Annotated in this window: 27 protein-coding genes, 2 tRNA genes and 1 pseudogene; 19 read left to right on the top strand and 11 right to left on the bottom strand. The window is 42.5% G+C overall.

The genetic code is table 11. The features are described 5' to 3' along the window. Positions 1-49: 49 nt before the first annotated feature. Positions 50-2,065, bottom strand: coding sequence for an excinuclease ABC subunit UvrB (gene uvrB / locus EP13_RS06180; RefSeq protein WP_044056530.1), 2,016 nt, complete (start codon positions 2,063-2,065; stop codon positions 50-52). Between the two features lie 15 nt (positions 2,066-2,080). Further along, a complete protein-coding gene (locus tag EP13_RS06175; protein WP_081869563.1) occupies positions 2,081-3,379 on the bottom strand; it encodes an MATE family efflux transporter in 1,299 nt (432 codons plus the stop codon). 1,183 nt (positions 3,380-4,562) lie between these two features. Between EP13_RS06175 and EP13_RS06170 the strand changes: the two genes are divergently transcribed. The 9 genes from EP13_RS06170 (at position 4,563) to nth (ending at position 11,435) form a co-directional block, all read left to right on the top strand. Then, positions 4,563-4,639, top strand: a tRNA-Asn gene (locus EP13_RS06170). 28 nt (positions 4,640-4,667) lie between these two features. Continuing rightward, positions 4,668-4,744, top strand: a tRNA-Asn gene (locus tag EP13_RS06165). A gap of 197 nt (positions 4,745-4,941) precedes the next feature. After that, the gene (gene rsxA / locus EP13_RS06160; protein ID WP_044056529.1) at positions 4,942-5,523 is read left to right on the top strand and encodes an electron transport complex subunit RsxA; all 582 of its coding nucleotides are present in this window, start codon (positions 4,942-4,944) and stop codon (positions 5,521-5,523) included. Beyond that, the gene (gene rsxB, locus EP13_RS06155; RefSeq protein WP_044056528.1) at positions 5,523-6,092 is read left to right on the top strand and encodes an electron transport complex subunit RsxB; all 570 of its coding nucleotides are present in this window, start codon (positions 5,523-5,525) and stop codon (positions 6,090-6,092) included. Before rsxA ends, rsxB begins: the two co-directional genes overlap by 1 nt. Positions 6,093-6,095: 3 nt before the next feature. After that, entirely contained in the window at positions 6,096-8,336 is a 2,241-nt protein-coding gene (gene rsxC / locus EP13_RS06150) for an electron transport complex subunit RsxC (RefSeq protein WP_044056527.1), read from the top strand. Continuing rightward, positions 8,333-9,418, top strand: coding sequence for an electron transport complex subunit RsxD (rsxD, locus tag EP13_RS06145; protein WP_044056526.1), 1,086 nt, complete (start codon positions 8,333-8,335; stop codon positions 9,416-9,418). The genes rsxC and rsxD overlap by 4 nt, the downstream gene beginning before the upstream one ends. Positions 9,419-9,423: 5 nt before the next feature. After that, positions 9,424-10,077 carry an electron transport complex subunit RsxG gene (gene rsxG / locus EP13_RS06140; RefSeq protein ID WP_044056525.1) on the top strand — a complete coding sequence of 218 codons (654 nt, stop codon included), beginning with the start codon at positions 9,424-9,426 and terminating at the stop codon, positions 10,075-10,077. Further along, on the top strand, positions 10,074-10,769 hold the full coding sequence (locus EP13_RS06135; protein ID WP_044056524.1) for an electron transport complex subunit E: 696 nt from the start codon (positions 10,074-10,076) through the stop codon (positions 10,767-10,769). The genes rsxG and EP13_RS06135 overlap by 4 nt, the downstream gene beginning before the upstream one ends. Before the next feature lie 30 nt (positions 10,770-10,799). Next, the gene (nth, locus tag EP13_RS06130) at positions 10,800-11,435 is read left to right on the top strand and encodes an endonuclease III (RefSeq protein WP_044056523.1); all 636 of its coding nucleotides are present in this window, start codon (positions 10,800-10,802) and stop codon (positions 11,433-11,435) included. Positions 11,436-11,691: 256 nt separating this feature from the next. Here the strand turns inward: nth and EP13_RS06125 are convergent, their stop codons facing one another. Next, the gene (locus tag EP13_RS06125; RefSeq protein WP_044056522.1) at positions 11,692-13,701 is read right to left on the bottom strand and encodes a serine hydrolase domain-containing protein; all 2,010 of its coding nucleotides are present in this window, start codon (positions 13,699-13,701) and stop codon (positions 11,692-11,694) included. Between the two features lie 346 nt (positions 13,702-14,047). Here EP13_RS06125 and EP13_RS06120 point away from each other — a divergent pair. Continuing rightward, positions 14,048-14,299: pseudogene (locus EP13_RS06120) on the top strand (endonuclease III); the annotation flags it as partial. Between the two features lie 29 nt (positions 14,300-14,328). Here the strand turns inward: EP13_RS06120 and EP13_RS06115 are convergent. Next, positions 14,329-15,024: a LysR family substrate-binding domain-containing protein gene (locus EP13_RS06115; protein ID WP_052364308.1), complete on the bottom strand. Its 696-nt coding sequence runs from the start codon at positions 15,022-15,024 to the stop codon at positions 14,329-14,331. Positions 15,025-15,914: 890 nt separating this feature from the next. On the opposite strand from EP13_RS06115, the gene EP13_RS06110 reads away from it, so the two are divergent. Beyond that, the gene (locus tag EP13_RS06110) at positions 15,915-16,529 is read left to right on the top strand and encodes an FMN-binding negative transcriptional regulator (RefSeq protein WP_044056521.1); all 615 of its coding nucleotides are present in this window, start codon (positions 15,915-15,917) and stop codon (positions 16,527-16,529) included. A 96-nt stretch (positions 16,530-16,625) separates the two neighbouring features. On the opposite strand, the gene EP13_RS06105 is transcribed toward EP13_RS06110, so the two are convergent. Together EP13_RS06105 and EP13_RS06100 are read right to left on the bottom strand one after the other, a co-directional pair. Continuing rightward, positions 16,626-16,907, bottom strand: coding sequence for a type II toxin-antitoxin system RelE/ParE family toxin (locus tag EP13_RS06105; protein ID WP_044056520.1), 282 nt, complete (start codon positions 16,905-16,907; stop codon positions 16,626-16,628). Beyond that, on the bottom strand, positions 16,904-17,188 hold the full coding sequence (locus EP13_RS06100) for a type II toxin-antitoxin system TacA family antitoxin (protein ID WP_044056519.1): 285 nt from the start codon (positions 17,186-17,188) through the stop codon (positions 16,904-16,906). Before EP13_RS06100 ends, EP13_RS06105 begins: the two co-directional genes overlap by 4 nt. 195 nt (positions 17,189-17,383) lie before the next feature. Here EP13_RS06100 and EP13_RS06095 point away from each other — a divergent pair, with 195 nt between their 5' ends. From EP13_RS06095 to EP13_RS19420, 6 genes are all read left to right on the top strand, one after another. Continuing rightward, positions 17,384-17,980: a DUF998 domain-containing protein gene (locus tag EP13_RS06095; RefSeq protein ID WP_044056518.1), complete on the top strand. Its 597-nt coding sequence runs from the start codon at positions 17,384-17,386 to the stop codon at positions 17,978-17,980. Between the two features lie 67 nt (positions 17,981-18,047). Beyond that, positions 18,048-18,245, top strand: coding sequence for a PLDc N-terminal domain-containing protein (locus EP13_RS06090; protein ID WP_044056517.1), 198 nt, complete (start codon positions 18,048-18,050; stop codon positions 18,243-18,245). A 224-nt stretch (positions 18,246-18,469) separates the two neighbouring features. Then, a complete protein-coding gene (locus EP13_RS06085) occupies positions 18,470-18,919 on the top strand; it encodes an MBOAT family O-acyltransferase (RefSeq protein WP_044056516.1) in 450 nt (149 codons plus the stop codon). Between the two features lie 37 nt (positions 18,920-18,956). After that, the gene (locus EP13_RS19425; RefSeq protein ID WP_052364307.1) at positions 18,957-19,172 is read left to right on the top strand and encodes a GNAT family N-acetyltransferase; all 216 of its coding nucleotides are present in this window, start codon (positions 18,957-18,959) and stop codon (positions 19,170-19,172) included. Between the two features lie 234 nt (positions 19,173-19,406). After that, entirely contained in the window at positions 19,407-20,816 is a 1,410-nt protein-coding gene (locus EP13_RS06075) for a serine hydrolase domain-containing protein (protein WP_044056515.1), read from the top strand. Between the two features lie 100 nt (positions 20,817-20,916). Next, positions 20,917-21,246: a CPCC family cysteine-rich protein gene (locus EP13_RS19420; RefSeq protein WP_081869458.1), complete on the top strand. Its 330-nt coding sequence runs from the start codon at positions 20,917-20,919 to the stop codon at positions 21,244-21,246. A 110-nt stretch (positions 21,247-21,356) separates the two neighbouring features. Here EP13_RS19420 and EP13_RS06070 read toward each other — a convergent pair whose 3' ends face one another. Continuing rightward, a complete protein-coding gene (locus tag EP13_RS06070; RefSeq protein ID WP_197035948.1) occupies positions 21,357-21,890 on the bottom strand; it encodes a hypothetical protein in 534 nt (177 codons plus the stop codon). Between EP13_RS06070 and EP13_RS19235 the strand changes: the two genes are divergently transcribed. Next, positions 21,790-22,179, top strand: coding sequence for a glutaminase (locus EP13_RS19235; protein ID WP_332309688.1), 390 nt, complete (start codon positions 21,790-21,792; stop codon positions 22,177-22,179). The two genes, EP13_RS06070 and EP13_RS19235, sit on opposite strands and share 101 nt — an antisense overlap. Here the strand turns inward: EP13_RS19235 and EP13_RS06060 are convergent. Both EP13_RS06060 and EP13_RS06055 read right to left on the bottom strand, forming a co-directional pair. After that, complete coding sequence (locus EP13_RS06060) at positions 22,160-23,317, bottom strand: acyltransferase family protein (protein WP_052364305.1); 1,158 nt, start codon at positions 23,315-23,317, stop codon at positions 22,160-22,162. The two genes, EP13_RS19235 and EP13_RS06060, sit on opposite strands and share 20 nt — an antisense overlap. A 325-nt stretch (positions 23,318-23,642) precedes the next feature. Then, positions 23,643-24,182 carry a transposase gene (locus EP13_RS06055; RefSeq protein ID WP_408605301.1) on the bottom strand — a complete coding sequence of 180 codons (540 nt, stop codon included), beginning with the start codon at positions 24,180-24,182 and terminating at the stop codon, positions 23,643-23,645. A gap of 134 nt (positions 24,183-24,316) precedes the next feature. Here EP13_RS06055 and EP13_RS06050 point away from each other — a divergent pair, with 134 nt between their 5' ends. After that, a complete protein-coding gene (locus EP13_RS06050; protein ID WP_231497930.1) occupies positions 24,317-24,661 on the top strand; it encodes a GNAT family N-acetyltransferase in 345 nt (114 codons plus the stop codon). Between the two features lie 89 nt (positions 24,662-24,750). On the opposite strand, the gene EP13_RS06045 is transcribed toward EP13_RS06050, so the two are convergent. Beyond that, positions 24,751-25,407 (bottom strand): hypothetical protein, encoded by a 657-nt coding sequence (locus tag EP13_RS06045; protein ID WP_044058780.1) that lies wholly within the window; start codon positions 25,405-25,407, stop codon positions 24,751-24,753. A gap of 1 nt (position 25,408) precedes the next feature. Further along, complete coding sequence (locus tag EP13_RS06040) at positions 25,409-25,915, bottom strand: RNA polymerase sigma factor (protein WP_044056514.1); 507 nt, start codon at positions 25,913-25,915, stop codon at positions 25,409-25,411. Between the last annotated feature and the right edge of the window lie 165 nt (positions 25,916-26,080).

Here is a 26,080-nt window from a genome sequence, read left to right as displayed (position 1 = left end):
TTGTGGTTATCTCACCTCATACTAAAACTTTAGTATAAGCAGTTAGAGGTTAAGAGAGGGCCACAACTTGTTTTCTTAACGCTTCAATGTCATCCCGTAAGGATGCCGCCTTCTCAAATTCAAGCTCTCGGGCATAATTGAACATTTGCTTTTCCAGCTCTGCAATCTGATCCATAAGGTCGGTAGCACTGGCCGCTTTTTGTTGTTTTTTCTTCTCTTCAACTTTGCGTAGCCGCACCTTTCCAGACGCAGGGTGAGCGCCCTCGCCTAAATCCATAATATCGGTAATAGGCTTATTCAAACGCATAGGGGTAATGTTGTTCGCCGTATTATGTTCGATTTGCTTCTGACGACGACGCCCGGTTTCGTCCATGGCTTTACGCATAGATTTAGTAATAGAATCGGCATACAAAATGGCTCGGCCATTAATGTGTCTGGCGGCCCGACCGATTGTTTGAATGAGTGAACGCTCTGCGCGTAGGAAACCTTCTTTATCGGCATCTAATATTGCAACCAAAGACACCTCTGGCATATCAAGGCCTTCTCGTAACAGGTTAATTCCCACGAGCACATCAAACTTACCAATCCGTAAGTCTCGAATAATCTCGATACGTTCCACGGTATCAATGTCTGAGTGCAAGTACCTGACTTTCACACCGTGTTCGTTAAGGTATTCGCTTAAATCTTCTGCCATTCGCTTAGTCAGCGTGGTAATCAATACCCTTTCATCAACTTTCACCCGCTTTTGAATCTCAGAAAGCACATCGTCCACCTGAGTAGCAACAGGGCGAACTTCAATTTCAGGATCCAGTAAGCCCGTAGGACGAACAACTTGCTCTACAATATCGCCCTGCGTTTTATTCAATTCATATTCGCCTGGCGTTGCAGACACATAAATAGTTTGAGGGCATATTTGTTCAAATTCGTCGAATTTAAGCGGGCGATTATCTAACGCTGATGGAAGACGAAATCCAAATTCAACTAAGGTTTCTTTGCGGGATCTATCCCCTTTGTACATGGCTCCCACTTGCGATACGGTAACGTGAGATTCATCTATAAACATTAAGCCATCCGCTGGGAAATAATCTAATAAGGTTGGCGGTGGCTCGCCTGGCGCCCGACCAGAAAGGTAACGAGAATAGTTTTCTATCCCAGAGCAGTACCCCAACTCCATCATCATTTCGATATCAAACTGTGTACGCTGAGAGATACGTTGCTCTTCCAGTAATTTGTTTGCCTGTTGCAACTGAGTTTTACGTTCTTTTAGCTCACCTTTAATACGCTCGATAGCATCGAGAATCTTTTCTCGAGGTGTAACATAGTGGGTTTTCGGAAACACCGTTGCCCGGACAACCGATTTATCGACCGCGCCGGTAAGCGGGTCGAAAAGGCTTATTTTATCTATTTCATCATCAAACAGCTCAACCCGAACCGCTTGCTTTTCTGCATCGGCGGGAAAAATATCTATAACATCGCCACGCACACGAAATGTGCCCCGCTCAAAAGCTAAATCGTTGCGTTTATATTGTAATTCAGCAAGACGACGTAATATGTCCCGTTGATCCATGGTGTCGCCTTGGCGCAAATGGAGCAGCATTTTCATATAGGATTCAGGGTCGCCCAAACCATATATTGCAGACACACTTGCCACAATTACGACATCCCGGCGCTCCATCAGCGCCTTAGTCGCAGATAATCGCATTTGCTCAATGTGGTCGTTAATTGAGGCATCTTTCTCAATGAAGGTATCTGTACTAGGAACGTAGGCTTCCGGCTGATAATAATCGTAATAAGAAACAAAGTACTCTACCGCATTGTTGGGGAAGAACTCTTTCATTTCGCCATACAATTGCGCAGCAAGGGTTTTATTGTGCGCCAAAATTAAGGTAGGACGTTGCACTTCACTAATCACGTTTGCCATAGTAAAGGTTTTTCCTGAGCCAGTAACGCCCAATAGGGTTTGCGCGGCTAACCCACTCTCTAGCCCATCCACAAGGGTAGCTATAGCGTTGGGTTGATCGCCTGCTGGCTTGTAATTTGAATGGAGTTCAAATCCTTTACTCATTAAACACTACCTTTTTTACTTGCGTTCATTGTGTACGTCGCTAGCATCGAATTGCGTGATTGCTCGTTGAAACACCACCACCGACACACATGCCATTGCGATGTTTGCAATAACTGTTCCCCAGAACAGCCCCTTTAAGCCATACAAATAACTCGCGGCTACACTTATTGGGACGAAAAATACAAATAATCGGATCACACTTAATGCTAGCGCGCTCATAGGCCGATGCATTGCATTTAGCGAAGAGTTGGTAAGTATGATAATACCCTGCATGCCATAGCCTAGCGGCACTATCATGAGAAATAACTGAATAAGTGCTGACACTTCGGGTTCTTTCGCAAACGCAGCGCCTATCCACGTGGATAACACCCACATAATGACGAATACGGTGAATTGCCAAAAAAGCACAAATTTGAGAGTTAACGAATAAGCGCGTTTCACCCGGTCTATTTTATTTGCCCCAACATTTTGGCTTATGAACGGAGGAAGCGTCATAGACAATGCTAATACAAGAATACTGGCAATAGACTCCAACCGGTTCCCTACGCCCCACGCAGCCACTGCGGCGGGTCCATAAGCAGCGACAACCGCTGTCATCACTCCACCGGCTATTGGGGTTAACATATTGGCTCCCGCTGCAGGAAGGCCAATACGCAGTATTTCACTGCTACTGGCCTTTAACTCAGTAAAAGACAACAGCCTAGGTAACATTAATTTACGTTGCACCGCTAACAGATACAGGATCCAAAACGCGCCCACACACCACGCTAGCAGGGTGGCTAATGCGGCACCTTGAATGCCCATGGCCGGTACCGGACCAAAGCCAAAAATAAAGACAGGGTCAAGAATAGCGTTAATACCGCCTACGCTTGCCATTACAACACTTGGCGTACGCGTGTCACCACACGCCCGAAGTACACTATTGCCAACCATAGGTAGCGAGAGAAAAACGCTAGAGAGATACCACAGCCCCATATAGTCATAAATATAAGGCATCAATAAAACTGGGGCGTTTAACATAGAGAAAACGAGCTCGATCGTGAAATAACCCACGCAAGCCAAGCTTCCCACCAATATGGCGGATAACATGAGTGAACCGGTAGCATAATGCTGGGATAAGGTTAAATCATTGCTACCCTGTAGTCTGCCAATAATGGCAGATGTGCCAATGCCCAGACCAATGTTAAGACTAATCACGGTGAACGTCACAGGGAAAGTAAAACTAATAGCGGCAAGTTGCTCAGTGCCCAGTAAGCTGACAAAAAAGGTATCTATCAACCCGAAGCTCATCATCATGATCATGCCCAGAATCATTGGAATGGTCATGCGCTTCAATGTGGAACTGATATCACCTTCAATTAAACTGGATGTTTTGCCAGCAGACGTGTTTTTACTCACGAGCCCTCTCAGTGTTATAGGTTTTAAATGTAGCGCTAAGCCCACTACTCACGTTTTGGGCTTCACCGTTCTCGGTAGCAGCATATTGATTTTACCGATTCCAAGAATCAAAGAGCATAAGTCTAAGGGACGCACTCTTAATAAGCTACGATAAATCGACCAAGCTTCTAAAATGAGAGAAGGCCATCTCACTCCCTACCCGATTTGACGAAAGCAGGGGTGTTTTTTAAACTTTCGTCTAATTATTAAACGAAACCCGTGTAAATGATCGTTTTTGCAGTCGAAGTCCTGCTAGTTTACTCCATGGGATAGTTAACCAACGCTTTCGGCTCCGTGACAAATTTGTGACATCTAGATGTCGTTTATAAGTCACCACGTATTTTAGAAAGCGCTATTTGTAATTTATTGATTTTACGCAATGATTGTTAAACATTTGTAAATTCCACTTCGCGGCGACCGCAAAAATCGTTCACCAAGTGTGCATTCGGCGATTTAACACACAAGATATTTTTTGTCCACTAGATCTAAAAAGATCATCTAGGCAGATCAATTAAAAACACCTAAGTGACTATTTTATATGTAAATAACAACATAATTAACACCAATAGCGGTTGATCATACTCCACATGATCAGTGTTCATGTGGCGGCAAAAAACATCTATCAACACACTTATCCACAGATTTAGTGGATAAGTAGCTACAAGCCAGTAACCACGCTACTTTTTGTGACAAATGATTTTGGTAAGGTAAGTAACAACTAACCTTGCGATACTTACGTACAGGTTACACATTTATTAAATACTGTATATACACTCAGTAATCAAAGCTTTTGTTATTCTATTTTGTTATAGATGTTTTATAATCGGGATAGGAAATAAAATCCCTTACTTAGAAAAAAATGGCATCGACGTCTGTGCCTACTATTTCAGTGGGTGACGCCAATGGCTCAATAAATAACCATTATTTTTCGGCATTTGGTGCTTAATTAAGCACAAAAGCGCTAAAAAGCTATTTTTTGTCCACTTAGCACAAAAAAATGCGGAAGGTTGTTGACAGCAACCGAGTACCTCTTTAATATTCGCCTCCGTTGAAAAGCAGGTCCCCCTTAGCTCAGTTGGTTAGAGCGACGGACTGTTAATCCGCAGGTCCCCCGTTCGAGTCGGGGAGGGGGAGCCAACTTTTCATCAACAACTTAGGTGTCGATTCCCCCTTAGCTCAGTTGGTTAGAGCGACGGACTGTTAATCCGCAGGTCCCCCGTTCGAGTCGGGGAGGGGGAGCCACTTAGTTGGCTCATACGCGATAATCTCCCAGCAAGACCTTTTTAAGATTTCCTTCGAAATTTACGAATAAAGACATTAAATAACCCTAATTCAATCAAGTTGTTAATCTGCCCTTAAAAGGCGATAATAGCAGCCAAAATTTTGAATTCATAAATGGGCAACGCCCATCACGCCCTTAAACGGGAATTGTTATTTTCATGACTGATTTTTTATTGCTTCTTATAGGCACAGTATTAGTAAACAATTTTGTTCTGGTTAAGTTTCTAGGCTTATGCCCGTTTATGGGTGTGTCCAGCAAACTAGAAACCGCTATGGGTATGTCTATGGCGACAACCTTTGTACTGACGCTTGCCTCAGCAACCAGTTACCTCGTAGAAACCTATTTATTAGCACCCTTGGGTATTGGCTATTTGCGCACATTAGCCTTCATTCTGGTTATTGCTGTTGTGGTACAATTTACAGAAATGGTGGTTCACAAAACCAGCCCTACCCTTTATCGCCTTCTGGGCATTTTCCTTCCCCTCATTACGACAAATTGTGCGGTACTTGGTGTTGCATTATTGAACTTAACTGAACAACACACTTTTATTGAAAGCCTAATTTACGGCTTTGGTGCTGCTGTAGGTTTTTCTCTTGTTCTTGTTTTATTTGCCGCCATGCGAGAACGTTTGGCCGCAGCCGATGTTCCCGTGGCCTTTAAAGGGGCGTCTATTGCGATGATTACAGCGGGCTTGATGTCTCTCGCGTTCATGGGCTTTAGTGGATTGGTGAAAATATAATGACCATTACCTATGCCGTTATCGCGTTGGGCGCACTGGCGCTACTTTTTGGGCTTATTTTAGGCTATGCCAGTATTCGCTTTAAGGTAGATGCCGACCCCTTAGTCGATCAGATTGACGAAGTGCTTCCGCAAACCCAATGTGGCCAATGTGGCTACCCCGGTTGTCGTCCTTATGCTGAAGCCATTGCCAATGGCGATGAAATTAACAAATGTCCTCCCGGTGGCGAGTCGACAATTAAAAAATTAGCCGACTTAATGGGCGTTGAACCCAAGCCTCTAGACGATGCCCACGGCGAAGAAGACGTCAAGAAAGTAGCCTTCATAAGAGAAGATGAATGTATAGGCTGCACTAAATGCATTCAGGCCTGCCCCGTAGATGCCATACTTGGCGCAGCCAAACACATGCACACGGTAATTGCAGAAGAATGTACAGGGTGCGATTTATGTGTAGATCCCTGCCCTGTAGATTGTATAGACATGGTTCCAGTAACAGAGACAACTGCTACATGGAAATGGGACTTTTCTTCATCACCCAAGGGTGATATTCCTATTAAAATGGTGTCTTGAGCGTTGAAGTATCCAAGTTTTGATCACATCATCGAGTCATTAAACGCGGGAAAGCTATTTTCTTTCCCTGGTGGTGTGCACCCTGACGACAAAAAATCGCTGTCTAATACAGAATCAATCGCCACGGCTCCAATGCCTGATATCCTAGTGCTGCCTTTGCGCCAACATGTAGGCTCTGAAGGGCAATGCTGCGTTAGCGTGGGTGATTATGTTTTCAAAGGGCAACCGATATCCACCACCACATCGCCCTACTCTGTGCCGGTACATGCACCTACCTCAGGCGAGATCATTGCCATTGCCCCTCACGTAGTCGCTCACCCAAGTGGGCTAACCGAAATGTGTGTGAGTATAAAACCTGATGGCAAGGATACATGGGGAGAACTCACGCCATTGATGGATTATCAGCAGCGTGATAAAAGCCAGGTTATTGAAGCAATCTGCCAGGCCGGTGTCGCGGGCATGGGTGGAGCAGGTTTCCCTACCCATATAAAAACCGCAAACAGTAAACCCGTCGAATTCTTAGTGATTAATGGTGTGGAGTGCGAACCCTACATCACCTCTGATGATAGGCTAATGCGTGAACACGCCTGGCAAATTAGACAAGGTCTAGATATTCTCAATCACCTTGTTTCACCAAAAGCTATTATTATCGCGGTTGAAGACAATAAACCTCAGGCCATTGAGGCCTTAAATATTGCCTGCCAAGATAAACAAGAATATCGGGTTGTACCAGTAGAAACCAAGTACCCCGCTGGCGGTGAAAAACAGCTTATTCAAGTTCTCACCGGGCGCGAAGTTCCACGTAATGGATTACCTGCCGATGTAGGGGTAATCATGTTTAACGTGGGCACATGTTATGCTATTGCCGATGCTATATTGCACGGTAAGCCCTTGATTGAAAGAATTGTTACCGTGACAGGCGACGCAGTAGAACATGCGCGAAATTTCCGCGTATTGCTAGGTACGCCAGTCTCTCACTTACTTGACGCCGCCAAATACCAACCTAAAAAACAAAAAAGCCCCCGGGTTATTATGGGTGGGCCAATGATGGGGTTTGCGCTAGCAGACGCTACCATTCCGGTGGTGAAAACAACTAACTGCTTGTTAGTTCCCAGCAAAAAAGAACTTGTGGCGGATAACGCAGAACGGCCCTGTATTCGCTGCAGCGCCTGCGCTGATGCCTGCCCCGCTTCACTATTGCCTCAACAGATGTTTTGGCACGCGAAAGCAAAAGAATACGACAAAGCAGAAGAGTACGATTTATTCGATTGCATTGAATGTGGCGCGTGTGCTTACGTATGCCCGAGTGAAATTCCGTTGGTTCACTATTATCGCCAAGCGAAATCTGAAATTAGACTGCAAAGAGATGAGCGCAATAAAGCAGAAAAAGCCAAACAACGATTTGAAGCACGCAATGAACGTTTAGCGAGAGAAAAACGGGAACGAGAAGAAAAACATCGTAAGGCAAAAGAGGCACGTTTAGCCGCCACTAATAATAAAACCACAACAACCGCTAGCAGCGGTTCTGAGAGCGCTAAAGGCGGTGCTGCGAAAGATAAAGTAGCAGCGGCATTGGCACGAGCAAAAGCCAAAAAAGCCGCTCAGCAAGCTCAGGCGAGTGCTGATGAAGCAAGCCTAAGCCAGTCTACAGAAACCGATAGCGCCAAAGACGCGAAGAAGGCACAAGTTGCTGCCGCTATTGCACGAGCAAAAGCGAAAAAAGCCGCACAACAGGCCGAAACAACATCTGCTACGCCGTCGAGTGAATCAGCCACGAACGCGCCTGACTCACCGCCACAGCAAACTGAATTATCAGCGGCAGATGAGAAAAAAGCCCGGGTAGCGGCCGCCGTTGCTCGCGCTAAAGCCAAGAAAGCGGCGCAAGCTAAAGCGTCAATGTCTGATGCGGCAACTGAGAACAAAACAGACTCATCTAGCGACGGCGCTAAAGAAGAAAGCGCACCTGTATCGAGGCCCCCTGCCGGTTTGTCTACTGATGAAGCAGACAGCAAAAAGGCGCGAATTGCCGCTGCCGTTGCGAAAGCTAAAGCGAAAAAAGCCACGCAACAAGAAACGGCAGAAGAAACCAAAACACCTTCTTCCCAAAGCAGCGAGCAATCCAGTGAACAGGCTGAGCAGCAAGACGTATCCGATCCCGCCGCAGAGAAAAAAGCTCGAATTGCAGCGGCTGTGGCTAAGGCAAAAGCCAAGAAGGCGAAAGCTGAGCGTGAGAAAAATTCATGAAATTATCGTTATCTAGTTCACCACACCAAAGAGTAAGGCGTGATACCGGCCAAGTTATGCGCTTGGTGGTTTATGCCATGCTCCCCGGCATTTTGGCGCAGGCGTACTTTTTTGGTTGGGGCGTACTCATTCAAGCATTACTTGCCGTCATCAGCGCCACTGTGTTTGAAGGTATTATACTATGGCTTAGAAAACGGCCTATCGAGCGCACATTAACCGATTATTCAGCGGTAGTGACTGGCCTGCTTATTGCCATAAGTATTCCCCCTACACTGCCTTGGTGGATGACAGTAACAGGTGTATTTTTTGCTATTGTGGTCGCAAAGCATGTGTATGGCGGGCTAGGTTTTAATATATTTAACCCCGCCATGATTGCCTATGTAGTGCTACTCATTTCCTTCCCCGCAGCCATGAGCCTTTGGTTAGTACCCGTTACCCATGCCAGCATTACGCCCAATTTGTTAGATTCGGTATCGCTAATTTTCAGTGGCTATACCACCAGCGGCTACGATGTCACTCAGCTGCGCACCATTGCCGATGGCGTCACTATGGCCACTCCCTTGGACACATTAAAAACCAATTTAACTCAAGGGCTAACTTATTCTGAATCGCTTGTTCAACCCATTTTTCAAGGTGGCTTTTTTGATGCAGCCGGTGCCGGATGGGGCTGGGTTAGCCTAGCCTACCTATTAGGGGGCGTTTGGCTAGTAAGACTAAAAGTCATCGGTTGGCACATTCCATTAAGCCTTATATTAGCAGTAGCCATTTTATCCTCGCTGCTTCACATGGTAGACAGCGATTACTTTGCATCACCACTCTTCCACCTGTTAAATGGGGCGGTCATGGTAGGGGCATTTTTTATTGCTACCGACCCGGTGTCTGCTTCAACCACGCCTAAAGGGCGAATTATTTTCGGTGCAGCCATTGGCTTTTGGGTGGTCATTATACGTACCTTTGGCGGCTACCCCGATGCCATTGCATTTGCTGTTATTATTATGAACATGGCTGTTCCTCTAATAGATTATTACACCAAACCTCGTACCTATGGTCGTGGCGTTCGCAAGGTTCAACGGGGAGACTAACGCAGATGAAAGATACTCTGGCGAAAAATGGGCTGATGTTAGGCACATTCGCGGTAATCACCACGGCGCTCATTGCCATGACATTTTTTGCTACCGAGCCGCGAATTGAACAACAAAAAGCACGTAAGTTATTAAGCGTGCTTAATGAAGTTGTTCCCCATAAATTACATGACAATGCCATGTATGCAGACTGCACTGAAGTGGTATCAAAGCAACTGGGCAATACCCTGCCCCACCGGGTATATCGTGCCACGCTAAATGGCGCTCCCTCGGCACTTGTTCTAGAAGCCACAGCGCCCGATGGCTACAGTGGCGACATTGAATTAGTGATTGGCGTAGACACCCAGCTCAAAGTACTAGGAGTACGGGTTCTAGAGCATAAAGAAACACCTGGGCTAGGCGACAAAATAGAATTATCGGTAAGCAATTGGATAACCCAATTTACTGGAAAACGGTTTAATGCCGATGCCTTAGCACCTTGGCAAGTAAAAAAAGACGGTGGCGAGTTTGATCAATTTACTGGGGCAACCATCACCCCTAGAGCCGTAGTAAGTGCAGTAAAAAATGCGCTTCTGTTTGCCGCTGAGGAGCAAAGCAAACTGTTTTCTGCTCCTAATGCTTGCCTAACCACCGCGCCTACAAGTGAGGTGTCATCATGAACGACTATCGCGATCTAACCCTGCAAGGGATTTGGAAAAATAACCCGGCACTAGTGCAATTGCTCGGGTTGTGCCCGCTTTTAGCGGTAACTGCAACCTTTATCAATGGCCTTGGGCTAGGCTTGGCTACATTACTCGTACTCATAGGTAGCAATGTCACCGTTTCCCTTGTGAGAAATATTGTACGTAACGAAATTCGAATCCCAGTTTTCGTTATGATTATTGCAGCCTTTGTAACGATTATTCAGCTACTCATGAATGCCTTCACCTACGAGCTTTATTTGGCGCTGGGCATTTTTATCCCTCTCATTGTGACCAACTGCGCCATTATTGGTCGAGCAGAAGCCTTTGCGTCGAAGAACACGCCCCTTCCCGCCGCTTATGACGGCCTAGTAATGGGGCTTGGCTTTACATTTGTACTGGTTGTTCTAGGCGGCATGCGTGAAATTTTAGGGGCAGGAACTCTGTTCGCGGGTGCTGACCGCCTTTTCGGCCCAGTAGCACAAAACTGGACACTAGTGTTTTTTGAAACAGATTATCCATTCTTACTGGCAATTCTCCCCCCTGGCGCCTTTTTAGGCATGGGGTTACTCATTGCCATAAAAAATATGGTTGACGCACGCATTGCTGAAAAAACGCATACCGTAAAAGAAAAAGCCGAACGTGTTCGTGTAACCGCCGAAAGTGTTTAATTTTCATTTTAAGAAGATATAGAACGTCAGATGAATAATGCCAAACGTCGCGAAATTCTAACTCGATTACGAGATGCGAACCCTCATCCCACTACCGAACTAAACTTCTCAACGCCCTTTGAGTTGTTAGTCGCCGTTACCTTATCGGCCCAATCAACCGACGTGGGTGTTAATAAAGCCACTGACAAACTTTTTCCGGTGGCGAATACGCCCCAAGCTATCGCCGACTTAGGCGTAGAAGGCCTTACTCAGTATATAAAAACCATTGGCCTTTATAACTCCAAAGCCAAAAACGTGCATCGGCTGAGTGAGATTTTGGTTGAAAAACACAACGGTGAAGTACCGGAAAGCCGTGAAGCGCTAGAAGCCTTACCCGGCGTGGGAAGAAAAACAGCGAACGTGGTTTTAAATACCGCCTTCGGCTGGCCTACCATAGCGGTAGACACCCACATCTATCGCGTAAGCAACCGCACAAAATTCGCCATGGGTAAGACCGTCGAAAAAGTAGAAGAAAAGCTGCTAAAAGTGGTGCCTAAAGAATTTAAAGTGGATGTGCACCACTGGCTGATTTTGCACGGACGTTACACCTGTATTGCCCGTAAACCAAGATGTGGAAGTTGTATTATTGAAGATTTGTGTGAGTTTAAAGATAAAACTGAAGAATAAAGATAGTTGAATAATATTCAAATGGCTTATTTACATCAATTTACCGTAGCTTTTAACTAATACTTTTGCTCTTAAACATTCTCTGCCATGTTCTTGGAGCGACGCCATACTTTTGTAAAAAGTGTTTACGATAAAATTGCTCCGAACTAAAGCCGCGCTGTGGCTATTGTATCATTGAAGATTTTTGTGAGTTTAGGGGATCACTGCTCCGCCGCGATAACGAGGTAGCTAAGTCCTCTCTTGCCTGATACCTCGGTTAGGGCATTCGCTCAAACACCACGCCTTGCGTGCGACCATTACTTAATTCAAGCTTAGTCACCTTACCGATTTCGTTGCGAATAAAAATTAGATCAGTGTTAATCATGCTTGTTTCACTAAAGGTGTCTTGTTCCAAAGGTACTAATTCTAGGGTTGGTGACGTGTATAGTTTAACAGTCAGCTTATTTTTTTCATTGATGGCTATTGTATATAGCACCTCTAGTTCATTGGAAAAGTATCTACCTGTATATTCATTTAGTTGCTCATGCGTTGGGTCAAACGGTTCCAACTTTTTAAACTCATAGTCATCTGAGCTGGTCTTTATTGTCAGTGCACTTGCTTCGTCATTGTTCATTAAAAAGGTTAATTTGTACTGACCGTCGTTAAAGCCAAATTCCTTCTCTGAATATGTAGTTAACGGTTGAGCATCTCCATCGTCAAATGCGATTTTCAACTGCTCTTCGGTGGCTTTTATGTCTGCAACTACTCCAAGTAATTCTGACTTATACTTACCTGTTAATTTAGCCAAATGATTAGCAGGTAAATCAATGATCTTTGTCTCTCCTTCTTCAGCATTGCCTTCCGTTGATTCGACAAAATCTTTGCCAACAACCTCGTCAACAAACCTATTCCAAATACTCATATTAAACGCTGTATTATTGGTATTTAAAAACAGACCTTTGTCAATCTCTGGAAAGAATACATAGTTGGTATAATGCGCCATATCGGCTCCACTATGCATATACCGTAGCAGACCTCTGTAATCGTTTACGGATAAGCCCAATGCATACGTTTGCTCTTCACCATTATTAAGCACGCCTCGTGTTGTTAACTTGGTTATGACATTTTTTCCACCCAACTTACCCGTGATATAATTTTGTGACCACTTAGCCATATCCTCGACTGTAGTATAAATAGCGCCGGCCCCCACTGCGGAGTACAAATCGCCAACCTCTCTAAAGCCATTTTCATCGACGCCATAGCCCTGCGTTGCCCTGGGAATAATGTGGCCGGGGTCTCGTCTTACATAGGTATTGTTCATGTCGAGCGGTTCAAAAATATTTTCTTTCATCCACTTTGAAAATGTTTGCTCTGTAACTCGCTCAACAATGATGGATAATAAGGTGAACCCTGTATTGTTGTAATTCATCTTTTCACCAGGTTTGACTTGCAGCTCTACTTGTTTCTTTACAACCTCTAAGGCTTGATTTTTTTCAATAAACTCCTCGCCTGTCCAACCACGCATACCTAACAAATTGAAAATTTCTCGTAAGCCTGTGGTGTGTGTAAGCACATGTTTGATGGTAATTTTATCACTAAATTCTGGCAATTCAGGCAAGTGCTTTCTAAGATCATCAGTCAAGCTTAGCTTTCCTTGCTTCTCAAGGAGTAATATAGCCATTGCGGTGAACTGTTTAGAGACTGACCCTATATTAGTGGGCATATCAACTTCAAATGGAATAGTATGTGCGAGATTTGCCATACCTACCGATTGAATATGGGTAACGTTTCCCTTCTCAAAGACACCAAAAACCGCACCTGGCGTAGTTTGTTTATCATAAGGACTCAAGAGCTGTTCTAAGCGTTTATTAAGATCAGAGGCTATGACTTCATTGCGGATAAGCCTAATTGAGTACATACCGCTAGAATCTTTTTCGGACGCGCTCAGCAATATCTTATATTGTCCACTTATTTGGGTATCAATGATGAAGGGTTCATAACCAACTTTAGTTTCATTAAAGGCGTTGATTTCTAAACCATTGGGTGCAAATACCTGAATTTTAACGTCAATGCTGTCTTGCTCCACTTCACCGAAAATAAAGTGACTACCCTTTGTCTCTATTAAGTAACTGTGCGACTCACCATATTTTATACTTCTTTCAACAGAAGAGAGTTGTTGCAGGACTTGAGGTGGCTTAGAATTTAGGTTTGAATTAGTCTGATCGTTAATTTGATTTGCATAGGCCGATAGCGAGATTAAAGCGGTAAAAACGATGATAAGTTTCATTGAATAGTCCCTTACATTATATGACATCCGTGAGCGGCAATTAAATCAGACCTAGTAAAATTTACTCCAATCATGGTAGCACAATATTTGAACAGCTCAATGTGAGGAGAGTATTCTTATTTGTATATTTTTACTCAGTGTTTTGCTGTTAGTAATGAGCGGTAGCATTAAATCTTTTATTAACCGGAAGTTGCTACTCATATATTGGGACCGCAATTGAGGTTGGTAAAACTAGAAACTTTTAGGCGTCAATAAACGTAAATATACTCCTACATTGTTAGCATTCAAAACTCATTTTGAGCAGTTCCTCACGCCAAAGGGCAGGTATTTCTATCTATCACCAATGTCTTTAGGCTGGCCTACCATAGCAGTAGACACCCACATCTATCGCGTAAGTAACCGCACAAAATTCGCCATGGGTAAGACCGTCGAAAAAGTAGAAGAAAAGCTGCTAAAAGTGGTGCCTAAAGAATTTAAAGTGGATGTGCACCACTGGCTGATTTTGCACGGACGTTACACCTGTATTGCCCGTAAACCAAGATGTGGTTCTTGTATTATCGAAGATTTGTGTGAGTTTAAAGACAAGACAGAGTATTGAGAGCCTACCTATAAGCCTATTACAGGCATTTATTTAAAATAAAGAAGCATCACTAAGATATCCGGCATTAACTCAAGTCGTTGATTAGCTTTTTTATTTTGAATAGTCATTTTCACAAACTCCTCAACAATGATGCTGGTATTGTTTGTCATATATTGAATTTCAAGCGGAACTTTAATCTCTGCCCCCATCAATGGCACGAGTAGACACCCTTTTGTATAGAGGTTTGCAACACAGGAAGGCGCAATGGCTATTCCCAACTCAGCCGAGACTTCCGTTAACAAAGTTTGCATATTAGAAGGTTGGCTAATGATGTTAGGGTTTATTTTTTCTTGATGAAATATTCCACTTATTTTATTGAAAAGCCCTACTGCACTCATTCGGTTGAGTAATATTATGTTTTCATCTTTTAAATCAGATATCGCGATGTGTTCATATGTCGATAATGCATGTAGTTCAGGAACAACTACAACTAATCGGTCATTATAGATATTGAGACAATCTAGCCGCGTATTCATATTGCTAGGGATAGGGCGAGAAAATCCAACATCTATTTCATGCTTATCGAATGCGTTAATTTGCTCTTGTGAGGTCATCTCTACAAGCTGGACACGCACATTTGGAAATTGTGTGGAGAACAACCTAACCAATTTCCCTATAAAGCTAAAACACGCCGATGCTAAGTAGCCTATACGTATATGCCCTATTTCGCCTTTTTCAATCAAACCAAAAATCGTATTGCTTAATAAACAACAAATCGTTGAATATTAATGGGTGCGCTCGTAACAGAGTTTTACAGTAGACCTGAGCGAATGGGCACACTCTAGCTTCTATCAAGCTTAGGCTTAACAACGTCAATAGGTCTACTCGCTATGATGTGCCAAGACTTAACCTTAGGTAACGCGCCGAGAAAGTAGAAAAAGTGACTGAAAGTGAAGCGAAAAAATTTTAAGTCATCGTGAACACACTGCCTTAATATGCATGGCAGCTATACGTGCTTTACTGAATACCTATGTCAGGTTAACGCAAGAGTCGGGCTGCCTACTAAAATAAACAAGAAACTTTCCGTATTTAAATTTAATGACTTCAGTACTTGTGAATAATGATGTTGATCCCAAAACTTTTTAATGCAAAAGTGGGACTAATCATAAGGGTAATAGGTGGATATATTCCATCTTACCTAAAGGATTTTTTCCGCACATTAAGTCGTTAGGGTCAAGGAGGATAATTGAATATTTTACCTTTCAATAAAGTTCATCATCCGCAATTACAATTAGTAGTTTGGGTTGCTAGGATTTCGTTTCTAACAGGTGGATGCTTTTTGTTAGTTGGGACATATAGGGAATTGTTTCGAGTTTACCGATGGCTGGCATCACCAATTTATAGCAGTGACGGCAGTAGTTGGCGCTCATACCGGTATAGTTTGGATCTTTTGCATACGAATTGGCAACTTATCGCTTTTGGTGTTGTTTTAGTAATTGTATCGTGTTTCTTAATCATTAGACTAAGTAAATGTAGTGACAGCACCTAACAAAAGTTTTAAAGCGGACAATTTACAAGAACGGTAAATCGCCGCTTAAAACGGTGTTAGCTGCCATTAGCATTAAGGACTTGAATGTACACCCCAAAAAACATGGAAATGCCAGATATTCATTCAATTAGTGCGTTTATATCGGAGTTTGGTTTTGGTACGTTAATCACTCAAGATTTAGAGGCAACGCGCCTTCCTCTAATTTTTGATACCTCAGAAAATGAAAGTGGCTGCATAATTGGGCACATGGCTCGAGCTAACCCACAATGGAAAGATTTATCTGGAAAGAAAGTATCTGTTCTATTTAATGGGCCGCATTCATATATTTCTCCTACTTGGTATTCTTCAAAACCAGCGGTCCCAACATGGAACTACGCGTCAGTGCATTGTTTTGGAATATTTCATGAACTGGATGCAACTGAAACGCTAAGGGCAATAAACTCATTAGTTCATAAGTACGAGCCTGAGATATTAGATAGCTCAGAACTCATGCCGCAAGAATATATTCAAAGATTATTAAAGGCAGTGGTTGGATTCAAAGTAGTTGTAACCGAAATTCACGGAAAAGAAAAACTGGGTCAGCACAAGAAAAGCGAAGATCAAGTTGGCGTTTATAAAGCATTACTTGGTAGCCAAAACAACGATTCAGTTCAGCTCGCAAATTATATGAAACAGCGGGGAGTAGGCCATGGCAGCTAACAATACGCTGTTGCCGCTCACTTCGTTCGCTGGGACGCCTATACGTGGGGCGGCTTCGCCATTATGCCCCACGCATCTGCGCCCCAAAGCTTAGCGTTAGTTGCCTACAGGAAATTTTTGCTTTTGGTGTAAAACTCGAAGAATGTGAATAATGTCGTCTTTTCTGAAATATGAAACAATCATTGAAAGCTCTGGAATTATTAACAATCTTCCCGGTATACCCTCTCTCTCTACTCCCATAAGAGGTTGCTGGTTCAAGTTTTCAACTTTCTTCTCTATTATTGCATCAGTTTGTTCTGCTGCTAATGGGTTAAATTCGTATAAAAATTCGAAAATAGCCTCACGATCGTCCAACGAACTTTTTTCCCATAAGATCATTTTTTGGCTTTATTCCTAATTTTCATTTTTCGAGCTTCCATGTCCAAGTTCGCTTCTTCATGACTGATGAACTTGCTTTGCCCACTCTCTAATTTACTGAACGCGGCATTAATCTCTTCAGTAAGCCACTGATCATGAGTAATTATTTTTCGTTGCTGTTCAGCGAGTTCTTCCGTAAGCTCTCTACAAGCGTCACTTAAAGTGCGTCCTTGGCTTTCGGCCATTGTCTGAGCTAGCCGTTTAGTTTCTTCATCTACTCTAAACTGAATACGGGTATCCATGGTAAACTCCTTATGAAATGTACACACAGATGTTAGCACGCCTATTTAATTTACGGCAACTAACAAACGCATTAACTCAGTCGCTGGCGTTCCTTGGGACAAAAACACGTAGGCTCCCTTTGCTTCGCTCAGTATTATAGCCTACGTATTTTTTCCCGTTTTACGGGCCGTTAGTGTTTCAAGGAGGAATTAGGTTTGAATAATATTTTGGCTTACGCGGGGATCATTGCTTCGATTTGGATTGTGATAGGTATTTATATTGCCTCTCGCTTTTATCCAAACTACAGCCATTCAAAACAGTTTTGTAGTGAACTCGGCGCTTTTGGTAGCCCTACCCAAAAACTGTCGCCTGCAATAAATAACTACCCTTTAGGTGCGTTGTTCGTTCTTTTTGGGTATTACTTGATTATCACCCATCAGCCTCATTTACCCACTGTAGCCATAGGCGTAATGGTAGTTATCCACGGTGTGTGTACTTGGGTTTGTGGCTTCTTTCCGATGGACGCCGACGCATATACTCCTTCACCTTCCCCAAGTTGCAAAATACACACGTGGTCAGGCTTAATTATGCTCGTTTCATTCATCATTGCGCCGTTAATAGTGACTTTTTCTAGTTTTTATTCCATACCACTTCGATACCTTTCCGCTTTGTGTATCTGTGGCTGTTTGTATTTTTCTTATAAACTAACAAAAGCACTTGAACTTAAAAGTGTACCTGGCCTTTACCAAAGGCTTAGTTACGGGTTTCAAATTCTGTGGTTGTTAATTTATTCACTGTTTGTAGTAGCATAAAAACTAACATACGCATTAACACTCGCTGCGTTCGCGAGGGACAAAAGATAAGGAGTTCTTTTTTAACATGAGTATTTGGCAAATTATCATTTTTATTATGCTTTTCAGCCTAACCCTTTTACCAGTACTAATTGCCCTAACATCAGAGAAAGCTAAGGGAGTACAAAAATTAGTTTGGTGCCTCGTTTCACTATTCTTTTCATGGTTAGGCTTTTTAGTTTATTACTTCTTTGTTGTCAGAGGAATGAGTGAGCGCAACGCATAACTACCCAATCAACACACTCACTTCGTTCGCTAGACGCAGTTGTGTGGACTGTATTAGGAATTGCGGTAGGTGGCGGGGTCCGGAACTTATGTTAAATTAGTTGGAAAAACGGCGAAAACGCTAATTTAGAACTGCCCCATTAAAGGGGAAGTGGACAATTGCAGCAGGACAAAAGACAACTATTTTGTTGCCTCTGAATGAGGCGTTAACATATGGAATCCACCATGCGAAGCACATTGTCACTTTCACAGTACGTTAAAAAGCGAAATGGAGTTCCATTGGGTGCAAGTCACTCTATGAGAAACATGCTTTCACGTTCTTTCGGAGCAAAATCTTTCCCCATTTTTTGGCAGTATTGGAACCCCATCTGGAGCTACTACTTATCCCGCAATGTCATGCGACCGCTAGCCTCTTTTCTTCCTATTTCCCTTTCTATTCTTATCACATTTTTAGTCAGCGGAGCGCTTCATGATTTGGCGGTCTCAGTTGTAAAATGGAATATCATTGTATTTTTTACGCCGTGGTTTGGATTAATGGGCTTAATGGTTATAGCGTCACAAAAAGCAGGCACATCTTATGGGCATCTTGCTTGGTTTATTCGGGCTTCAATCAATGCGACTTTCATTATCGTTTCACTAGGTGTCACGTACTTCGTGGAAAGCTACTATGCCTAACAAGGCGCTAACATCTGGCTGACTCACTTATTCCTATGTGCTTGTTCAAAACAACTGCATAATTGCTCGCGCCAACATTAAAGAAGTTCACCCCAATGGCACTGCTGAAATTGGCTATCGATTCGGGCGAAATGTCACAGGTAAAGGAATAGGCTCACGGTGTGTTACCCATTTGGTCAATACTGGCATCAATCTAGTGTTAAACCAGCTTTCCGCTGTTGTTTTAAATAACAACCCTGCATCGAGCGCATGAATGCAACATTGACGCGAGTTGGCTTCAGCCTTGCAACGCTGTATTCCCCGTGCTTTGTGGCACGTCATATCTCGTCTTTATAGAGGGTGTATACCCAGCACCCATTTTTTCTAGTAAATATGAGGCTTCCCTTCGCAATTACGGTTATATTGTTGATGACGATATATTTATCGACAAAATGTAAAAATGTACTGGGACTTCGCGAGTTTTTTAACACACATAGGTATTCATCAAATGGTTCGTAATCTTCTGTTAGCCGGTGCTTTATTCTTTAGCGGTTGCTCATTCGCGCTTACATTCGAGAATAAGCAGCAAGATAAAAACACGAGCATTCCTGAGGTCGCGAACAGGATTGCCATGCAATATCATCAGATGGGATGGTTCTCGGGTAATCTGCTGATTACAAAAGATGGCGAAAAGGTGTTTTTATCGTCCTATGGTTTTCAGGATATAGAAAACCAAATTAAGAACAGTGCTAAAACCCGCTTTAATCTCGGTTCAATCGTCAAAGACTTCACTAAGGTTCTTATCTTGCAGCAAATTCAAGCAGGCAAGTTAACCTTGAACGATAAGCTGGTTACTTTTGATTTGGGGTTCATGCAGGATAATATTGATGAAATCACCATTGAGCATTTACTCAATCATCGCGCCGGTTTTGCTGATATTTTTGTGGCCGAGTATCGCGAGAATCCGCTGGCCTTTGATACGCTCGACAAGAAATTAAAACTGTTAATAAACAGACCGCTTCTATTCGAACCGGGCACTGACCGTAAGTATTCTAATTATGGCTATGTCGTGTTAGGTGTCATTCTTGAAAAAGTTACGGGTAAACCATTCGAGGTATTACTGCAAGACGATATCTTTAATCGTATTGGGATGTCGTCCACGACGTTTAGGCCTCTGGCGCTTCACCAACATCAATCTAAGCGATATGCCTACCAGTATGACAGCGTGTTAAGACACGTTGGTGTGACTGAGCACCCAAGTCCTGATGGTGGCATTGAATCTACCGTTGAAGATGTGCAAAGGTTTTATCACGCGCTCTTTTATACCAATAAATTACTGGAAAACACAGATTCACTTAATCGTAGATTATTTGGCATGGATGGTTCCCAATGGGGTGCATATGGTGGAGGGCTGGGAGTGAGCGCTGCAGTAGATATTGACTTGCTCAATGGGTATGAAATCGTCGTGTTGGCAAACACTGATCACTTAGTTGCAGAGTACATATCAGGTAGAGTGCTGTCTTTTCTTACACAAGGTGAATATGAGGCAATTAGACAACTAGAAAAAAACTTTGCCTTTGAGTATTACCAAAAGTATGGAAAACAGGGGTTTGCCAAGCACTTCCAGCAAGCTTACAGTGATAGCGGTTATACACGATTTATCGGTCGCACCATTAATGAATTAGGCATGGAACTGATTAAAACAGAATCATGGGCTGAGGCGTTTGATATGTTTGAGTATTTGGTTTCACTGTTCCCAGAGGCCCCGCAGGTATACGACAGCCTGGCATTTGCTTATCTTTCGCAAGGCGATAAAAAGATGGCGAAAAGCACCTTTAGCCAATCGTTAGCCATTAATGCCGATTTTGAAAGCGATTATGTGAGCGATAATTATGGTCATAGCACGACTTCTCACTAAGGAATAGATAACGTGCGTCTTTCCATTTTTCGCGATGTTTTAACTCATAAATCTGCTTTACTGTTTAAGAATTTATAAGGCTCTGCAATGTTGAGTAAAAATGTTAGGTAAAATCGTCAGCTTCCTCAAAAACAGACGAATTCGGTGGTACGAGCCTAAACGTGCTGCTCTGCATGAGCAATGTCCGTGCTGCGATTACCTCTCGCTTCCTGAGCGTGGGGCCGATTTAATCTGCCCAATTTGCTTTTGGGAAGATGATGGGCAAGACCTAGATAATGTGGATGTACCTTCGGGCCCCAATCACGCTATAACCTTAAGACAAGGGCGCAACAATTTTCACTCTTTCGGAGCGTGTGAAAAAGAAATGGTTAAGTACGTTATCCCTGAGCATGAACGGTCTAAATTCACACATCAACCAAGACACCTATAACATGGCAAAACTGTCAGGGAGTAGAAAGAAATAAGCCTAGCCTTAAGCTGTCTGCGTACTGCATTGGCGTTAAGGCTAGAAGAGTAGAACCACAGCGAGGCGGTTAGCGGTTAGCGGTTAGTAGATTCAATATTATTAATAAATTGAGCCATATTGACTAAACGCTCTCCCACAATAACTCTAATGGTGTTTTTAACCCATGAAATCTCAATATTGTTGTAGTGTAATTTAGCCAGCAGCGTGGTGGTTACAACCAAAAGCAGCAGTGATGATAAAGAATAAATCCAAATCATGTGTTGCTCTAAGTGTGGAAACAAGTCAATTCCCACCAGTACATCGAACCCTATAAATACATACGCCAGATAAAAAGGTACTGACATCAGTAACAGCTTCGTCAGCTGTAGTTTATGTGAACAGACTCGGTAAATATCTTTTTGCAGATGGCTAACCGGCTTGGCGTAATCAATTTTTGAAATTAGCACGATTTGACCAATGTTTCCCGCCAGCCCAACAATAGCAAAAATAGTTAAAACAACGGCCGATATGGTGGGCGCTGAAAGACTAAAGTCAGTAGCGATATACTGCCCCAAAAGAACAATGATAGCGAAGAAGGCGACACTCTCAATAATTCGCGCCCACTTCATATTGTCCACTTCCCCTAAATGTGCCGACGAACAGGTACTAAACCCAGACCAAAATCGTCAAGTTAATGCGTTGTTAGCTACAAGCGGTATGTACGACGAAGCGGGGAGTTTTGCCTTTAAGGTTGGTTTACCTGGGAAAAGCGGGGTTGGCGGGGGAGTAATTGCCGTGATACCTGGTCGCTTTTCTATATGTGTTTTTTCTCCCGCGCTAAACGCGGTGGGGAACTCTCATTTAGGTGTAGCTGCGCTTACGTCATTGAGCAAGCGCATTAATTGGTCGGTCTACTAACTGTATTTTGCTTTTTCTTAACGCCTGATTTCCCCAGCTTGATGAAAGGCTGTTCTATTGTTAAAAATGTCAAGCAAGAAAAAATAACTACGATAATTGATACTATTGGAAGTATTGTCAAATATTCAATAAAAGACGCTGTTTTAAAGTCAACTAACTCTATCTCAGTGAACAGCACGTACAGAACAATCCCATGCAGCAAATATATGCTATAACTTGCTTCACCAAGTACTCTGCAGCTTTTCCACCGAAGAATACCGAAAATTGAATTTCCGTTAGTAATGAGAAAAAATAAGACAAATATTAGTATGGAATGTGCTAGGTCTAAAGTGCGGGGGTATAGGGTAATAATTAAAATAAGAATTAAGGTCGCGATGGATACAGACGTTGAATCATAGTTAAAATCGTTTCTAAGGGTTTTTAGTAAGTACGCTGTAAGCCCCCCAAATAAAAAGTAGAGAAAAAACTTAGAGCTTATTCCTAGCACTTCTAATGGGTAGAGAAATAAATATAACACCCCACCAAAAAATATCATAAGAGTTAATATTTTACTTTTAAATACAAGTTGTATTAAAGGTAAAGAGAGGTAAAAAAGCCATTCGTATTTTAAAGTCCAATCTACTGATGCAATTATTCGTTTCGAATCAGCAAATTCGTTAATTGACCGGCCATAGAATAATAGCCACAAGACGATATCTTTAAAAAAACTTTGCCAATCACCAATCTGAAAGTTAGTGTTTTTGAGTGACAAAATTAAAACTATTATGAGAGCGAAAAAATATAAAGGCTGAATTCGAAATAATCTTGATTTAAAAAGAAAAAACCAATTAACTTTCTTTTTTGAAATAAGTCGGTCTATGAACAAAAAACCAGTAATCATGAAAAATAGTACCACTCCCACTTTACCAAAATTTTGATAAATATCACTTTCCGGGCGTCGCCAAACCCCATCGACTTTCCAATAATAGGTGATTACGAAATGATGAATAAAAACGGAAAATGCCAAAAAACCTCTTAGACCATCTAATGTTACCAAACGGCCATATTGAGGAGGAAGAATTGATGGAAAAAATCGAATAAAGGATTTTGCAGTTAGTATTGCGATGGCAAAACTAGAAAGAACAATAAACGCTTCCATGGTTACTTTTTTTAATCAAGTTTAATCAAATTAACTATAGCAGTATTTATAGTGAAAGTATAAGTCAAATTAACACTATCTACTCCCCTTTGTCGCAGTTATATTTTGGTGTGGTCTAGTGGTCGTTGGTTACGCTTATCGATGAAATTTGAGAACAGGGTAGCATTGGCGTTATTGATTTAGCTGACCATTGGTACTGAAATATTTATTGTGGAATGCAACTTAACCTACCTAAGAAAAAGCATCTTTGCTTTTTATGTTATGCACCAAAATCAAAGTCTCTTTGAATAGTGTAATCATCTACTATCGTTTTTGGCTCTGAATTTTAAAAAGGTGACGCTCTGGTTGAATTGGCAGTGAAAGAAGAGCCTTGTTTATCCAAATACGCTAATGTTTTATGAATAATGTTGGGCTGTGTAATGCAAGCAATAATCTTTACATGGGTCTTGTCACACGCCTCACAAACAGTAATATCTATATTAAAGACTCGCTTGAGTCTCTGTGCCCAACTCATGCTTCTTGCATGATACGGCTTATCACTACCTTCTACATTCTCGGCTAATTTCGGACTGTTCTTTCCTCTTTGTGAAGCCGTAACCTGCGCACGCTCATTGCTATTGGGCGCGAATACGCCATAAAAGCGAGTCAAGTTGAGTCTGGGCGGTGGCACGAGTCCCACTAGTTTGCCTATAAAATCCAGTGGAGTGAAAAATACGTGGGTGGTGCCGTCCTTGTAGGGCGTTTTGAGTTCATAACGCACCTTACCTGCATTCGTCATACTCAATCGTTGCTCACTGATGGCCGGTCGTGCAATATATCGGCAAAGTCGTTCTAGCTTGTCTGATTGGTGACTATCGGCGAACACGCCTGCATGACCTGGCTGATAACCACGAATGGGTTAAACAAACTACAAACCTACTCCTGTTCGGTGCTAGCGAACCGTTCAAGTTAATTGTCGCTTTATAGTCTATTCAGCTAAAAAAAGTAGTAGAGGCTAATTTGCCATGTATTGTGGCAGTGATAGACGAGACGATTATTGGGTATCCGTATGCTACGAAATGGAAGGAACGAAGCGCTTATCGCTTTTCTGTAGAGTCAACAATTTACCTTTCTAATGAGTTTCAACGAAAAGGCTTAGGTACAGTGTTATACACGTCGCTCCTTAATAAGCTGAAAACTCTAGGAATAAACAGTGTCATTGGTGGCGTAACCTTGCCAAATCCAGCGAGTGTTGGCTTGCATGAAAAACTAGGTATGGTAAAAGTTGCGCATTTTTCTAAGGTAGGCTTTAAATTTGATCAGTGGTTAGATGTTGGGTACTGGCAACTGAGCCTCAACGCCTAATCTCATGTGGTAAAAAATAAACCCAGCCTTAAGCTGTCTGCGTACTGCATTGGCGTTAAGGCTAGAAGAGTAGAACCACAGCGTGGCGGTTAGCGGTGGGTAGATTCAATATTATTAATAAATTGAGCCATATTGACTAAACGCTCTCCCACAATAACTCTAATGGTGTTTTTAACCCATGAAATCTCAATATTGTCGTAGTGTAATTTAGTTAGCAGCGTGGTGGTTACAGCTAAAAGCAGTAGTGATGATAAAGAATAAATCCAAATCATGTGTTGCTCTAAATGTGGAAACAAGTCAATTCCCACCAGTACATCGAACCCTATAAATACATACGCCAGATAAAAAGGTACTGACATCAATAACAGCTTAGTCAGTTGTAGTTTATGTGAACAGACCCGGTAAATATCTTTTTGCAGCTGGCTAACCGGCTTGGCGTAATCAATTTTTGAAATTAGCACGATTTGACCAATGTTTCCCGCCAGCCCAACAATAGCAAAAATAGTTAAAACAACGGCCGATATGGTGGGCGCTGAAAGACTAAAGTCAGTAGCGATATACTGCCCCAAAAGAACAATAATAGCGAAGAACGCGACACCCTCAATAATTCGCGCCCACTTCATATTATTGAGCGCTTTCATTTGTTTATTTACTTTCATATCGGTCAGCATTGTTTGGTTAATCGTAATGGCTGCTGTATCGCTATTTTGTTGCTGCCACGTTTCTTTGAAGTTATCTAAATTCATATTAAACATCCTGTGATTCAAACTGTTTTTTTAATGTCTCTTTAATTCGGCTAATGCGTGTAGCGACATTGGTTTTACTTATTCCCAAACTATGTGCGATGCTGTCATACGGCTCACTTTCCAAATAAAGCAGCATGATGGCTTTATTCAACGTATCCAGTTGCCCTATGAATCGATATAGCAACATCACCTCCTCGCTTCGCTCTTCTTGTTGTGAGAAGTCAGCAATGTGAACAAGACATTCTTCATCTTCACTTGCTCTGCCTATTCGCTTACTGTCTTTGCGGTAGTAAGAAATGGCGACATTTAATGCAATGCGGTACATCCAGGTAGAAAATTTGTGTTCGTTGTCGTAGTTATCATAAGCAAGCCACATGGTTGTCAGTATTTCTTGCGCAAGGTCTTGCCGCTCATCTCGATTTTGGCAATATGAATTCACAATTTTAAATACAATGCCCTTATGTTGCTCCATAGCTTCAGCAAAAAGCGTTTTCTTAGGTTTGTTCATTCACGCTCGCCACTCCATCCGTTACCAAAGTCCAATCACATACTCGTATTTATGAATATGTGGGCTCGCAACCCCTCTATATACACTTCTCCACTACGTTTTTTTTAGCCGCCAGATACCTCTTATCAAATGTTGTTATCTCATTATTCGCAGCGGCCAAGAAAT

Origin of the sequence: Alteromonas australica, assembly GCF_000730385.1 — a bacterium.
GTDB classification, from domain to species: domain Bacteria; phylum Pseudomonadota; class Gammaproteobacteria; order Enterobacterales; family Alteromonadaceae; genus Alteromonas; species Alteromonas australica.
Note: the sequence above shows the minus strand (reverse complement) of the source record. Positions and strands in the feature narration are given on the sequence as shown.